Source organism: Marinobacter subterrani, assembly GCF_001045555.1.
Classification (GTDB): domain Bacteria; phylum Pseudomonadota; class Gammaproteobacteria; order Pseudomonadales; family Oleiphilaceae; genus Marinobacter; species Marinobacter subterrani.
On record NZ_LFBU01000001.1, the window covers coordinates 1,503,209 to 1,516,532 of the forward strand.

Consider the following 13,324-nt stretch of genomic DNA (forward strand, 5'->3'; position numbering starts at 1 on the left):
GCGTCAGTTGTTACAGACCCGCTCCACGGCATCAAGCCAGCCGGCATAGAGCGATTCGCGCAGGGCTGGCCGCATGCCGGGGCGGAACCGGCGTTCACACGCCCAGAGCCCGGATATCTGCTCAAGACTATCGAATACGCCGGTCTGCAGCCCGGCGAGGTAGGCGGCCCCGAGCGCCGTGGTCTCTGTTACCTTCGGCCGGTCAACGGTGACATTCAGAATGTCCGCCAGAAACTGCATCAGCCAGTCGTTCACCACCATACCGCCATCCACCCGCAGGGTCTCAAGCCGCGCGCCGTCGTTCTGGATGGCGCGCACCAGGTCCTTGGTCTGGTAACACACCGATTGCAGACCCGCCGTGACGATCTCGCCAATCCCCGTATCCCGGGTCAGGCCCATGATGGCCCCGCGGGCATGAGGGTCCCAGTGCGGCGCACCCAGGCCGGTAAATGCGGGCACCAGATAAACCGGGTTCTCCACCCCAACGGCCTCTGCATGCGCCGCAGACTCATTAGCGTGCGCGATCAGCTTCAGCCCGTCTCGCAGCCATTGCATGGCGGCCCCGGCAACAAAAATACTGCCCTCCACCGCATAACAGGGTTTGCCATTCAGGCGGTAGGCCATGGTCGTCAGCAACCGATTCTCGGAACGAACCGCCTGATCCCCGGTGTTGAGCATCAGAAAGCATCCGGTACCGTAGGTGCTCTTGGCCATGCCCGGACTGAAACAGGCCTGGCCCACCAGGGCGGCGTGCTGGTCGCCGGCAATGCCCGCAATAATGACGGGGCTGCCCAGCCACCGGGATTCCGAAGTGCCGTAATCCGCCGCACTGTCCAGCACCTCCGGCAACAGGGCGCGGGGCACACGGAACAGGGCCAGAAGTTCGTCGTCCCAGTCCTGCGTGTGAATATTGAAAAGCGCCGTGCGTGAGGCATTGGTAGCGTCGGTGCGATGGGACTTGCCGTCGGTAAGGTTCCACAACAGCCAGCTGTCCACTGTGCCGAACGCCAGTTCGCCGGATTCTGCCCGGGCTCGGGCGCCGTCTACGTTATCCAGAATCCAGGCAATCTTGGTGGCGGAGAAATAGGGATCTATCAGCAGGCCGGTGCGCTCGACAACGCTGTCTTCGTGCCCGTCGGACTTGAGCTTGGTGCACCAGGAGGCGGTGCGACGATCCTGCCAGACAATGGCATGGTAGATCGGCTCTCCGGTGGCGCGATCCCAGATGACGGTAGTTTCCCGCTGGTTGGTGATACCAATGCCGGCCAGATCACTGGCTTTGATACCGGCCTTGCCCAGGGCACTCCGACAGACGGCCAGACTGCTGTCCCAGATCTCCCGGGCATCGTGCTCAACCCAGCCGTCTTTGGGGAAATATTGATGGAACTCCTGCTGGTCGGCAGCAACACTGGTGCCCATCTGGTCAAAAACAATGGCACGGGAACTGGTTGTACCCTGATCAATCGCAAGAAGATAGCGGGTCATGGACGGCCTCCTTTTGTTTTCCCGATTCTAGCAGCAGTGCAGCCGGGAAAGAGTGACCAATCCTGAATTTGATGGCGGGCAAACAAAAAAAAGGCCGGAAAACCGGCCTTCAAATGACGAATGAAACAAGGAAAGTTCGTAAGAACTACAACCTCAAAAGTCATCCCTTACGCTTTGAATTATCGGTGGGGATGCCGGAAACTTCAGTAGTGCTTGTGTAGCGGCTTTGTTACATCAGGTGAGGCAATGAGGACTGATTCACACAACGGCTTCCAAAGACTTCTTTCGCGGCCAGACCAGACTGAATCTGGCACCGCCCAGGGTGTCGCTCCTGCCGACGAAAGCCTGGCCGCCATGCCAGTAGAGTATCCGCCGGACGATGGACAAACCGAGGCCGTAGCCGCCTGACGTGCGGGTCCGGCTGTCGTCCAGCCGGGCAAAGGCGGTAAACACCTTTTCCCAGTCCTGCTCCGGAATACCCGGGCCGTCGTCTTCCACGTCGATCCGGCAATTGTCTTCGTCAAAATGACAATTTACGACAACCCTGCCTTCGGCATAGCGGCCTGCGTTCCCTACGAGATTCTGGATCGCCCGATGCAGATAGCGCGGCTCCACATCGGACAGCGCCCAGGTTTCGGAGGCATCTTCGATCTTGCCTTCGATGCTCAACTGGGGCCTTATCAACTGTTGCTCCGCCACGACCTGACGAACAATATCAGTCACCGAGCATTCCTGGAGGGAGAACACCGGTCCGCCCTGCTCGAGCCTGGCGTATGTGAGAATCTCATCAATCAGCTCATCGAGTTCCTGGATATCCCCGTCAATCCCGTCCAGTTGCCGCTGCATCGAGGCCTGGTCCTTGCAGTCCTCAATCATCTGGACGCCAAACCGGATTCGGGCCACAGGGGTACGCAACTCGTGGGACACCGCATGAATCATTTCCCGCTGCACCTGAACCAGCCGTTGCATATGCTCGGCCATACCATTAAAGGACGCTGCGAGCCGGGAAATCAGGGTCCCCTCGCCCGCCTGAACTCTTGCACTCATGTCCCCGCGAGCTATACGAACCGCCACTGACTCAACGGTTCTAAGGTTGCTGTCCACTTCCCGGAGGGCCAGGAACAGGGCCAGGCCAAGCACTCCGCCGAGCACCAGCACCAGCATGAGAACAACGGGCCAGGCCCAGGGGTTGAAAGGCGGGGGCATATCAATCCGGTAAAGCTCCCCATCCGAGAGCCGGATAATCACTCTGCCATCGCCACCGGAGTCCGCCGGATAGAAGGCCAGCCCGCGCTCGGCCACCTGATCCAGCACATCCGGCCCCGGCAGCAGAGCACGGTCATTCAGTGGCCGGACATCCACATGCAAAGCCCGGGCTATTTGCGAGGCAACGTCCGGGCGGTTCGCCAGCGTGGTCGAATCCAGGTGCCAGCGGAAGATCAGGCCGATGGTTTCGGACACATCATGGTAGGGATGGGCAAGACGCAGTTGAAGTACCTGCCCGGAAAGATCGGTGGCCAGCACCCGGTACCCGATGTCACTGTCGATGCTGACAACCTGACCATAACCCAGCCTCTCCAGTGCCACCCGGGACAGGGCGAATTCCGATGCATCGGCAACCCTGAGATCGACCGTCTGCTTCAGCCAGTGATACTGATGTGCCGGTGCCGGTGCGGACGCCAGCCAACGCATCAGCGGCGCCGGGAACTGTTCATGCCAGTACTGCGAACGAACGGAATTGAGGCCGGCAAACAGGAAAACACAGAGCAGGACAACCAGCGCAGACAGGCCGGCAAGGGGGGCATAGAGCTTAAGGAAGAACTTCAGGGGCATTTTACCAACCCTGGCATGGAACACCGGAGTGCAGACTGCCCGCACCCCGGTTCCAGAGACTGAATCGTCAGGCTTCCTTTACGAACAGGTAACCTTTACTGCGAACGGTCTTGATACGTCGAGGGTGGATAGGATCATCCCCGATTTTGGGGCGAATCCGCGACACCCGCACATCTATTGAGCGGTCCTGGCCGTCGTACTCGATGCCGCGCAGTGCGGTAAAGATCTCTTCCCGGCTGAGCACCCGGCCTGCGTTACTGGCCAACAGCCAGAGCAAGTCAAATTCAGCGCTGGTCAGATCAATACTCTGTTCGTTCAGCCAGGCTTCACGCATGGAGCGGTCAACCACAAGGTCATTGAACTGGAGGCGCACCGGCTCTTCACCCGCAGCGTCATCGCCCGCTCCCTGCCCGGTCTCTGTTACTCGCCTGAGCATGGCGCGGATACGGGCCAGCAGAACCCTGGGCTTGACCGGCTTGCCGATGTAATCGTCGGCGCCCATTTCAAGCCCGAGGACTTGGTCCAGATCATCCGTACGGGCCGTCAGCATGATAATCGGGCCGGAATAAAACGGCCGCACCCGGCGACAGATGGAAAGACCATCCTCCCCCGGCAGCATCAGATCCAGCACCACCAGATCGGGCTGCTCGTTGCGGATCCGCTCAACCGCAGGGCCACCATGAGTTTCAAGGGAGACGGTCAACCCGTTGCTTTCAAGGTATTCCCGGGTCAACTCAGCCAATCGCTCGTCGTCCTCGACAATCAGAATTCGCCAGCTTTCGTTTGTCTGTTCCACGCCATCCATCTCTGGTTTTGTTATTCCGGTTTCAGGTCATTCTGTGTACCTGACAATACAGGCAACCTGCTGTAACAGCAATTATACATGCTATTCAGAAATATACATGGAACCGCTGCTTGGTTACAGCCTGTGACACAGCGCCCGGAAAAGTCACCTGGCACGGCGATGTCACAGATACGTCACCTCGTGGTCACCGGTGTGTCACACCGTATTCATAGGCTTTCGGGAAATGGATACAAAAGAGACCACGCCATGACCACACAGACCGCGAAAGCCCGCCGCAATGCACGCCAGCTGAAAGCCGACCTGACCCGGTGCCCGAAAAGGTTGGAGGCGGCGCAGCGCCTGCGCTACCGGGTGTTCTCGGAAGAGTACGAAAGCGATCTCGGAGCGGAAACACCGGGCCTCGATGCCGATGCATTCGACGCCGTGTGCGACCACCTCATTGTGACGGACCAGGACACCGGTGAACTGGTGGCAACCACCCGGATCCTGCATCAGGAAAACTCCCGGGCCGTAGGCGGTTTCTACTCGGCCGGCGAGTTTGATCTGAGCGCCCTGGATAATCTGCCGGGCACAATCGCCGAACTGGGCCGCACCTGCGTCCACCCGGACTATCGCAACGGCGCCACCATCAGCCTGCTCTGGTCTGCCGTAGCCGACTATCTGGTTGAACGGGATGTCGAATATATGATCGGGTGTGCCAGCATCGGTATGTCCGATGGCGGCCTGAAAGCCTGGCGTATTGCCCGCCACCTGCAGAAGGAATATCTGGCCGACCCGGCGTTCCTGGTCAAACCACGCCGGGAACTGCCCCATCTGACCGACACCCGGGACAACGACCGCCCGGTTGACGTACCCGCCCTTATCCGGGCCTACATGCGGCTGGGCGCGAGAGTCTGTGGCGAGCCGTGCTGGGACCCGGATTTCCGCTGCGCGGACCTGCTGGTCCTGCTGGAAGTCCGGAAACTGGCCGGCCGGTACAGCCGGCATTACATGCGTTCGGTGCCCTGAAGCCGGAACCCGCAGGAGGTCAAAAGCATGGGCTGGCTCCGACTGGGCGTTCGCCTCACCACCTTTACACTTTTTCTGGCGGCCACCACGTCCATCGCGACGGCCTTGCGCCTGGCGGATGGCATAACCCGGCGAACCGCCGACCGAACCCCCTGGGCCCGGTTCTGCTTCCGCTGGGCCTGCCGCTGCCTGGGACTGGACATCCACCAGCACGGTGCACCCGCAGACACCAACGTTCTGTTTGTCAGCAATCACATCAGCTGGACAGACATCCCGATCCTGGGCAGCCTGGCGCCGACCCGCTTCCTCTCGAAGGCAGAAGTCGGCCAGTGGCCGCTCATCGGCTGGCTTGCCAGGGAAGCGGGCACGCTCTTTATCAGGCGAGGCGGCGGACAGGCCAGGCGGGTCCGCAACCAGATCAGCGAAAACCTGAAAGCCGGTGAGTCCGTCCTGGTCTTCCCGGAGGGCACAACCAGCGCTGGCCTGACCGTGCTACCTCTCCACGGGCTCCTGCTCAAAGCCGCGTCAGAAAGCAACACGCCCATTCAGCCCGTCACCATCAGTTACCGTCGCGCGGGGCGGCCGGACCATCTGGCCCCGTTCATTGGTGACGATGACTTTCACCGCCACCTTCCGAGAATGCTCCGGCAGCCACCGGCAAGAGTGGATGTGGTTTTCCATCCGGTGGTCACAGTACCGGCAGAGACCGGAGCCGGCGATCTTACCCGCCAGCTACGTGAGGTGATGCTCGAAGGACTCGCCCGCGTTCACCGGGGCGAGCTGGATGATGGCGAAGCGTGCCCGGTCAGAACAGCGGGCGGCCCTGAGCGACCTCATCTTCCGTCGCTTCACGGCGGCCAACAATCTCCAGATCAAAGTACAGGGTGAAACCCGCCAGCGGGTGGTTGGCGTCTACCCTCACCAGATTACCATCGATACCGACCACCTGAACGATTTGCGCCTCATCCCCGGTGTTGGTCTGGAACTTCATGCCCACCTGAAGGTTTTCCACCCCCTCAAACAGTGAGCGGGGCACCTTGCGCACCAGCTCCGGCTTGGGCTCGCCATAGGCCATCGCCGGCGGCACCGTTACCTCCAGACAATCGCCCACATTGCGGTCTTTCACCGCCTGCTGGATGCCCTCGATAATCTCGGGGCTGCCGTAGACAAAATGCAGCGGCTCGCTGCCCTCGGAAGTATCGACCAGCTCGCCAATCTTGTTCTTCAACACATAATGAACGGTAAAAACGTCGGGTCTTGCTTGTGAAGCTGTCATCAGGGTTTCGAGTTTCCTGTATCCGGTGGTGTTTCGAGCTGCTGCAGGCCGTGAATAACCAGTCGCCGGTCCAGCTTGTCCCGCAATCCGGAAGGGCTGGTCAGGCCCATGCGCTCAAGCAGGGCGCCATAGCGGCTTTCGTCGTCCCGGGCCCGGAGGGCCTGCCACAGGGTCGCCAGTTTACCACGGCGAGTCGACGTTGCGGCCTTCAGCCCCTTAAGGGCTTTCCCTAAGGTCAGTTCTTCATCGGTGAAATCCCGGCCAAAGGGGAACGGCGGGAACAGCCCGGTATCGCCACTCAGCGATACTGCATGCCGGACTGCCTCGGGCGTGTTATTGCACCAGGAAGCCGGCAGCCTGAAAGCGGAATCCACCTTGCCCACTTTCTGGGCCTGCTCAAGAAGTTCCTGCTGGAAGCGGGAGTCGGCAATCCGAATCAGCCTCAGATACACCTGTTCATCCGGCTGCCCCCTCAGATCCGCAATGCCGTACTCGGTGATCACGATGTCCCGGAGGTGCCGCGGAATGGTGCAGTGGCCGTAGTTGAACACAATGTTCGACAACACCTTGCCATGGGACTGCCGGGTGCTGCGAAGCGTCAGTATGGACCGGGCACCCGGCAGCTCATGAGCCATCGCCACAAAGTTGTACTGCCCACCTACACCACTGACCACCCGGCCATCCTCCAGCCCATCCGACACGCCGGCGCCGTTGAGGGTGTACATCATCGCCGAATTGATAAACCGGCCGTGAACCCGCTGCGCCGCCTTCAGCTTCTGATCACCAAACCGGTGATCATACAGATGGTTTATAAAGTTCACGCTGGTCATGCTGATCCGGGCACGCTGGTCGTCCGGCAATTCCCTGAGCGACTGGTAGAACCTTTCCGGGCCCACGTAGAAGCCCCCGTGCATGACAATGCCGCCGGTGAGCCGGTCGCCCAGAATCAGGGTCTGAATGGCTTCCCGGGCCTCGGGATCGTCCAGATCGCCTTCCACAGACTGATCCCCCGCACACAGCCGACCACCCCTGAATTCCACGGTGTCCCGGAAGATGCCGTAGCGGATCAACCAGCGCACATCCCGGGCCCGCAAGGGGCTGTCGATCAGTTTCTCCCGGCGCAATACATCCAGCGTCACCAGCGACACCTGCCCAGTGACGTCCCCGCGATTGAGCAGTGCCTGAAGGCCCGCATGGTCATACACCTCACGCCGGAGGATGCCCTGTTCCATCAGGTAGAGAAAGCCATCGACCATCATCTCGCTGCAGCCATAGAGTCCCTGCTCGAACGGACCGGTACCACCTGCTTCGGTGACCACCGGAAAATGCTCGTCAACCCGAAGGTGATCGAAGACAGCACGCCAGGCCTGGTTGTGTCTGTGCCGGAGTATGGCACTGTGAACCAGGGCGGCGCCCAGCGAACCGATGCCGACCTGGAGGGTGCCGCCGTCCTTCAGCAGGGCGCTGGCGTAGAATCCGATCAGATGATCTTCCGGGCTTACCGACATTTCCGGGGCCGAGAAAAGCGGGTAATCACTGGAAGGCTGCTCAAGCACCATATCAAAACGGTCGGCCCCGATAGCGGCATCGTGCCCGAACCATGGCAGATTCCGGTTCAGTTCCGCCACCAGGGCGACGGGCGTGCCCGCCTCTTCCCGCTCCCGCAGCAGCGGGATCAGATCCAGCGTCAGATCCGGATTACAACTCAGGCTCACCTGCCCCGGTTGGCCGTGGGCATCGCCCGGTGCCACCATCTGTGCGACCACATTGACACTCAGGGCCATCAGGTCACGAACCGCGTGGGTGTAGTTGGTACAGACGTAATGGCGCTGCTGGGAACGATTGTTGAGATAGCTCCCGGCCTTGAAAAAGAACTCGGAGACCTGGACGTTTTGCGGCAGGCGATTGGCGGATACGTCCCGGGCATAGGCCAGCTCCGGGATGGCGCCGTAAAGGCGCTCCACGAACGGCCCCAGGAACCGCTGCTCCAGCGATGAACTGCCTTTCGGGGCCAGAAGCGAAAGTGCGGTGACAATGTGCAGGCGGATCTCGGGGTCATCCTTGGCCCGCTGATAGAGCGCATTCACGAACCGGACGGGCTTGCCCAGCCCCAGCGGCAACCCCAGGGTAATGTTTTTGCCGACCCGGCGAATCACCTCATCAACGCAGGCGTTCACATCATTCGAAACCTGCCCTCTTGTCCCTGCCATTACAAAGCTCCTTATCGGCTGAACCACATGTCACCAGAGGGGATGATCACACGAGCTACCAGCTCAGACAATGCGCGAGGTCATGATTGCGAGGCGTGGGACAGAGAGATGTCGTGGCGGGCGAACGCGGGCGCCGGGTAGAAGTAAGTCAGCAGGGAATACGAAAAGCGGTCAGAACTTCCATCTCAGGTTCAGGCAGGCGCCCTCGTTCAGCAGTGCAATTCCGTGGTCGGCCTGGGCGGGGTCGGAGGCATAGTGCTTGCCGGAATCCTTGGAGCGGCTCAATGTAAGGCTCAAAAGGCGCGATCCGATTTCGGTAAAGGCCTCGGACTCGTCGTCCTTGAAATCCCCGGACATCCGTTCCTGCAGCTCATAGAGCTGCTCGGCTGTCGGGGCTTTTTCGATCTCTTCGAACACACGCCCGGCGGCTTCGGCACGGACGACGAAAGCGACGAGATTGAGGGCGAGTAATGCGACAAAGATGCGAATAATCATGACACTGACAGAGACCTTTTTTCCGAAGCGGGAGTCTACGGATACCTATGGCTAAAGTCTAATGATTCAGCGCCAGAAAGATGTGAGTTTGCACACAAACACGCCGCCTTTTTGTCACGAGATCAGCGCTTTTTTGTCAAAAAAAGATCCCCGATGTTTCAGTCTGTAACAACACCCCCATCCATCCGGAGATGGACAGGAGTTCCGCTTATCCAACGGGGACGTTCACGGGCAGGGGTAGGTGAACTCCTGGTGAATCGCCTCAATGGCCTGCTGCACCTCCGGGCTCAGGGTGACACCGGCGGAGCCAATGTTTTCGCGCAGTTGCTCCATGGATGTCGCCCCAATGATGTTACTGGTGACAAAGCTGCGGCTGTTGACATAGGCAAGCGCCATCTGGACCGGCGACAGCCCGTGCTGGCGGGCGAGCTCGACATAGGCCCGGGTGGCTTCCATGCCGCGGCTGTTGGTATAACGGCTGAACCGCTCATACAGGGTCATCCGCGCTTTTTCCGGCCACTTGCCGCCCAGATACTTGCCGGACAGCATACCGAAGGCCAGCGGCGAATAGGCCAGCAAGCCTGCCTGCTCCCGGTGGGCAATTTCCGCCATACCCACCTCGAACGACCGGTTCAGGAGGTTGTACGGGTTCTGGATGCTGGCCACCCGTGGCCAGCTCTTCTCGCGGGCCAGGCGCAGGTATTCCATGGTGCCCCAGGGCGTTTCGTTGGACAGGCCGACATGCCGGATCTTGCCCGCCTTGACCAGTTCATCCAGCGCCCCGAGGGTTTCTTCGATGGGCGTAAACTGTTCGTCCGGGTTGTTTTCATACCCCAGCTTGCCAAAGAAATTGGTCGCGCGGTCCGGCCAGTGCACCTGGTACAGATCGATGTAATCCGTCTGAAGGCGCTGCAGGCTGGCGTCGCAGGCGGCAACGATATGATCGCGGGTCAGGCGCGGCCCGTTACGCAGGTAACTCAGGCCATTGCCGGGGCCGGCGACCTTGGACGCAATCACCAGATCATCGCGCCGGCCTCTCCTGGCCAGCCAGTTGCCCAGATAGGTCTCGGTCAGCCCCTGGGTCTCCGCCTTCGGGGGCACCGGGTACATCTCCGCGGCATCAATGAAGTTGATGCCCTCGGCCATGGCGTAATCCAGCTGCTCGAATGCTTCCTGCTCGGTGTTCTGCTCGCCCCAGGTCATGGTGCCCAGGCAGATCAGGGTAACGTCGATATCCGTCTTTCCAAGCTTTCGTGTTTGCATATCGTCTCCGATTCGTTGCGATTAACGGGTAAAGGGAATGTCACGGGAGTGTCGCAGAACTGTCATGCCAGGTTTCCATAGTAGAAGCATGTCAGAAGAAGCACAGGAAACACCGTGACCAAGACCACGCAGGCCACCCGGCGCCAACAACACATTACCATTGTTTCGGAGACTTTTCCCCCGGAAATCAATGGCGTGGCAAACACGCTCAGGCACCTGTGCCAGGGGCTGATGCAGCGTGGGCACCGGGTAACCGTTATACGGCCGCGACAGCAACATGAGAGCAAGGGGTATTTCGCCAGCGCCGGAGAGGCCCTGTTCAACCGCGAGCATCTGGTTACCGGGTTGCCGCTGCCCGGCTACGCCAATCTGCGATTCGGCCTGGTACGCAGCAGCCGGCTGGAGAGACTCTGGGCAGCGGACCGCCCCGACGCGGTTTACGTGGCCACCCAGGGGCCGCTTGGTGTCGCCGCCACCACCGCGGCAAAGCAACTGGGCATTCCGGTGAGTTCCGGATTCCATACCAATTTCCACAGCTACAGCCGCTACTACGGTGTCGGCATGCTTGAACGGCTGCTCTGCCTCTACGGGCGATGGTTCCATAACCGCACCGCCATCACCCTGGTCCCCACCCGAAAAATGCAACAGAAAACCGGCGCCATGGGCATCCCGGCGACAGGGCTTTGGAGCCGGGGGGTTGATTGTCACCGTTTCAGCCCTCATCTAAGGGATAATGCTCTGCGCCAATCCTGGGGGCTTGAGGCCAACGACCGGGCCATCCTCTATGTGGGTCGACTGGCACCGGAGAAAAACCTTCGCATGGCAGTTGCCTGCTTCGAGCGCATCCGCGGGCTTCACCCCCAGGCAAAGTTTGTGCTGGTGGGCGATGGCCCGCTTCGGCGACAACTGGCCGAACGTCATCCGGACTACATTTTCTGTGGCACCCGCCGGGGCAACGACCTGGCCCGGCATTTCGCATCCGGTGATCTGTTCCTGTTCCCCAGCAAAACCGACACCTTCGGCAATGTTGTTCTCGAAGCCATGGCCAGTGGGCTTGGCGTGGTTGCCTTTGATGACGCCGCTGCCGCGGAACACATCCGGCACGAAGAAAACGGCATGAAAGTGCCGCTGGACCAGGACGAGGCCTATGTGGACAGCGCCCTCCGGCTGGTCGACCAGCCGACACTGCTGAACCGGATTCGGGCCCAGGCCCGCCTGGACGCCCTGGAACTGAGCTGGAATTCGCAAATCGAACAGTTTGAACAACTGGTTTTCAACCAAACCGCAAAGGCCGGATACCATGTCATCAACAAGCAAAGCGTCTCGCTTCTTTGATCTGGCGGATCAGCGGGAATACGCGTTCTGCCAGTCCATCAACCGCGCCGTTCGGTTCAGGGCAGCACTGGGTTACTTGCGGCTGACCAGCCGGCTCGGAGACGGCTGGTTCTGGTATGCCCTGATTCTTGTCATTCCCCTGATCTACCCGGTCTCGGGGCCTGGCCTGGCTCTGCTGATGGCACTGACCGGACTTTCCTGCACTCTTGCTTACAAGCTGCTCAAACGATGGCTGATCCGGGAACGGCCGTTTATTTCATTTCCGGCCATCAACTGCGGCACGCCGCCGCTGGACCGCTACAGTTTTCCCTCCGGCCACACACTCCATGCCGCCTGCTTTCAGGTTATGCTGGCCCTGGCAGAGCCGGTCCTGGCGTTGGCGGTACTGCCCTTCACCCTCAGTGTTGCCGCGTCACGGGTGATACTCGGATTGCATTACCCCAGCGATGTTCTCGCGGGCGCCCTGATCGGCGGACTGATGGGGTACGCAGCCATGGCCCTGGCCTACAGTGATTTTGTATTGCTCTTCGGCGGGGCGGCCTAATCAAACAGACGTAACTGGGTAACCGGTGCGTCATCGTTACGAAAACGCACGCCCAGCCCCAGCAATCGTACCGGTCTTTCCCGGTTAGTCACCAGCTCGGCAAGCAACGGCCGATAATCTTCCAGGGCAGGTTCCCGAATATGCTCGCGCACCCGCTCCAGGGTGTGCGTGGAAAAGTCGCTATATCGGATCTTGATAAACAGCTTGTGGATGGGCTTCTGTCTCGCCTTGCGGGATAGCCGCAGATTCAGGTCAGCCACCAGGGAAGCCATGACCGTCTCGCACGCCGCCATATCCGGCAGATCCTGGGAAAAGGTCTTTTCCACACTGACCGACTTGGCGATCCGCGACACCACCACCGGCCGCTCATCCCGGCCATGGGCCATTTCATGCAGGCGATAGCCCTGTTTGCCGAAACGATCGATCAGAATCTCCGCCCCGAGCGCCTGCATATCACCGCAGGTCTGAACCCCCAAAGCATGCAGTTTCGCTGCAGTCACCTGGCCGACCCCGAACAACTTTTCAACGGGGAGTTGCCGGACAAACCCTTCAACATCCTGCGGCCGGATCACAAACAGCCCGTCCGGCTTTTCCCAGTCGCTGGCAATCTTGGCCAGAAACTTGTTGGGGGCGACACCGGCCGAAATGGTAATGCCGACTTCCTGGCAAACCCGCTCCCGCAAGTGGCGAGCCATGAGGGTAGCGCTGCCCTTGTAGTCGGAAATGTCGGAGACATCGAGGAAAGCCTCATCCAGGGACAGGGGCTCGACCAGATCGGTCAGTTCCCTGAGTATCGCCATCACCTGCTGCGATACTGCCCGATACCGCGCCATATCCGGCGGCACGGTTACCAGCCCCGGGCACAGCCGCCGGGCCTCACTGCCCGGCATGGCGGAGCGAACCCCGAAGGCACGGGCCTTGTAGTTGCAGGTGGTTACCACGCCCCGGCCACCGTCGCCACCCACCGCCAGCGGAACCTCGCGCAGGCTGGGGTCGTCCCGCATTTCCACTGCCGCGTAGAAGCAGTCACAATCCACATGGATGATCTTGCGTTGTGGCATAATCAGGGG

Annotated in this window: 12 protein-coding genes; 4 read left to right on the plus strand and 8 right to left on the minus strand. The window is 60.4% G+C overall.

The annotated features are described in order from the left end of the window. Positions 1 to 3 precede the first annotated feature (3 nt). From glpK to msub_RS06940, 3 genes are all read right to left on the minus strand, one after another. The gene (gene glpK, locus msub_RS06930; RefSeq protein ID WP_048495340.1) at positions 4 to 1,485 is read right to left on the minus strand and encodes a glycerol kinase GlpK; all 1,482 of its coding nucleotides are present in this window, start codon (positions 1,483 to 1,485) and stop codon (positions 4 to 6) included. A 258-nt stretch (positions 1,486 to 1,743) separates the two neighbouring features. Next, positions 1,744 to 3,318 (minus strand): ATP-binding protein, encoded by a 1,575-nt coding sequence (locus msub_RS06935; protein WP_048495341.1) that lies wholly within the window; start codon positions 3,316 to 3,318, stop codon positions 1,744 to 1,746. Between the two features lie 67 nt (positions 3,319 to 3,385). Further along, the gene (locus msub_RS06940; RefSeq protein WP_048495342.1) at positions 3,386 to 4,123 is read right to left on the minus strand and encodes a response regulator; all 738 of its coding nucleotides are present in this window, start codon (positions 4,121 to 4,123) and stop codon (positions 3,386 to 3,388) included. A gap of 246 nt (positions 4,124 to 4,369) precedes the next feature. Here msub_RS06940 and msub_RS06945 point away from each other — a divergent pair, with 246 nt between their 5' ends. Together msub_RS06945 and msub_RS06950 are read left to right on the plus strand one after the other, a co-directional pair. Then, positions 4,370 to 5,131, plus strand: coding sequence for a GNAT family N-acetyltransferase (locus tag msub_RS06945; protein ID WP_048495343.1), 762 nt, complete (start codon positions 4,370 to 4,372; stop codon positions 5,129 to 5,131). Positions 5,132 to 5,158: 27 nt separating this feature from the next. Beyond that, positions 5,159 to 6,019, plus strand: coding sequence for a lysophospholipid acyltransferase family protein (locus msub_RS06950; protein WP_048495344.1), 861 nt, complete (start codon positions 5,159 to 5,161; stop codon positions 6,017 to 6,019). Here msub_RS06950 and msub_RS06955 read toward each other — a convergent pair. The 4 genes from msub_RS06955 to msub_RS06970 form a co-directional block, all read right to left on the minus strand. Beyond that, positions 5,937 to 6,407: an FKBP-type peptidyl-prolyl cis-trans isomerase gene (locus msub_RS06955; protein WP_048495345.1), complete on the minus strand. Its 471-nt coding sequence runs from the start codon at positions 6,405 to 6,407 to the stop codon at positions 5,937 to 5,939. The two genes, msub_RS06950 and msub_RS06955, sit on opposite strands and share 83 nt — an antisense overlap. Continuing rightward, a complete protein-coding gene (locus msub_RS06960) occupies positions 6,407 to 8,617 on the minus strand; it encodes an acetyl-CoA hydrolase/transferase C-terminal domain-containing protein (protein ID WP_048495346.1) in 2,211 nt (736 codons plus the stop codon). The genes msub_RS06955 and msub_RS06960 overlap by 1 nt, the downstream gene beginning before the upstream one ends. A gap of 171 nt (positions 8,618 to 8,788) precedes the next feature. Beyond that, the gene (locus msub_RS06965; protein WP_048495347.1) at positions 8,789 to 9,112 is read right to left on the minus strand and encodes a hypothetical protein; all 324 of its coding nucleotides are present in this window, start codon (positions 9,110 to 9,112) and stop codon (positions 8,789 to 8,791) included. Positions 9,113 to 9,337: 225 nt separating this feature from the next. After that, complete coding sequence (locus tag msub_RS06970) at positions 9,338 to 10,375, minus strand: NADP(H)-dependent aldo-keto reductase (RefSeq protein ID WP_048495348.1); 1,038 nt, start codon at positions 10,373 to 10,375, stop codon at positions 9,338 to 9,340. Between the two features lie 114 nt (positions 10,376 to 10,489). On the opposite strand from msub_RS06970, the gene msub_RS06975 reads away from it, so the two are divergent. Then, positions 10,490 to 11,710, plus strand: coding sequence for a glycosyltransferase family 4 protein (locus msub_RS06975; protein WP_048495349.1), 1,221 nt, complete (start codon positions 10,490 to 10,492; stop codon positions 11,708 to 11,710). After that, on the plus strand, positions 11,676 to 12,254 hold the full coding sequence (locus tag msub_RS06980; RefSeq protein ID WP_048495350.1) for a phosphatase PAP2 family protein: 579 nt from the start codon (positions 11,676 to 11,678) through the stop codon (positions 12,252 to 12,254). The genes msub_RS06975 and msub_RS06980 overlap by 35 nt, the downstream gene beginning before the upstream one ends. On the opposite strand, the gene dinB is transcribed toward msub_RS06980, so the two are convergent. Further along, positions 12,251 to 13,315: a DNA polymerase IV gene (dinB, locus tag msub_RS06985; RefSeq protein WP_048495351.1), complete on the minus strand. Its 1,065-nt coding sequence runs from the start codon at positions 13,313 to 13,315 to the stop codon at positions 12,251 to 12,253. The genes msub_RS06980 and dinB overlap by 4 nt on opposite strands. Between the last annotated feature and the right edge of the window lie 9 nt (positions 13,316 to 13,324).

Bases quoted from the DNA above. Each gene is read 5' to 3' on its own strand.
- msub_RS06950 (WP_048495344.1), top strand. From the start codon at position 5,159: ATGGGCTGGCTCCGACTGGGCGTTCGCCTCACCACCTTTACACTTTTT.
- dinB (WP_048495351.1), bottom strand. From the start codon at position 13,315: ATGCCACAACGCAAGATCATCCATGTGGATTGTGACTGCTTCTACGCG.
- msub_RS06955 (WP_048495345.1), bottom strand. From the start codon at position 6,407: ATGACAGCTTCACAAGCAAGACCCGACGTTTTTACCGTTCATTATGTG.
- msub_RS06935 (WP_048495341.1), bottom strand. From the start codon at position 3,318: ATGCCCCTGAAGTTCTTCCTTAAGCTCTATGCCCCCCTTGCCGGCCTG.
- glpK (WP_048495340.1), bottom strand. From the start codon at position 1,485: ATGACCCGCTATCTTCTTGCGATTGATCAGGGTACAACCAGTTCCCGT.
- msub_RS06980 (WP_048495350.1), top strand. From the start codon at position 11,676: ATGTCATCAACAAGCAAAGCGTCTCGCTTCTTTGATCTGGCGGATCAG.
- msub_RS06940 (WP_048495342.1), bottom strand. From the start codon at position 4,123: ATGGATGGCGTGGAACAGACAAACGAAAGCTGGCGAATTCTGATTGTC.
- msub_RS06945 (WP_048495343.1), top strand. From the start codon at position 4,370: ATGACCACACAGACCGCGAAAGCCCGCCGCAATGCACGCCAGCTGAAA.
- msub_RS06970 (WP_048495348.1), bottom strand. From the start codon at position 10,375: ATGCAAACACGAAAGCTTGGAAAGACGGATATCGACGTTACCCTGATC.
- msub_RS06965 (WP_048495347.1), bottom strand. From the start codon at position 9,112: ATGATTATTCGCATCTTTGTCGCATTACTCGCCCTCAATCTCGTCGCT.
- msub_RS06960 (WP_048495346.1), bottom strand. From the start codon at position 8,617: ATGGCAGGGACAAGAGGGCAGGTTTCGAATGATGTGAACGCCTGCGTT.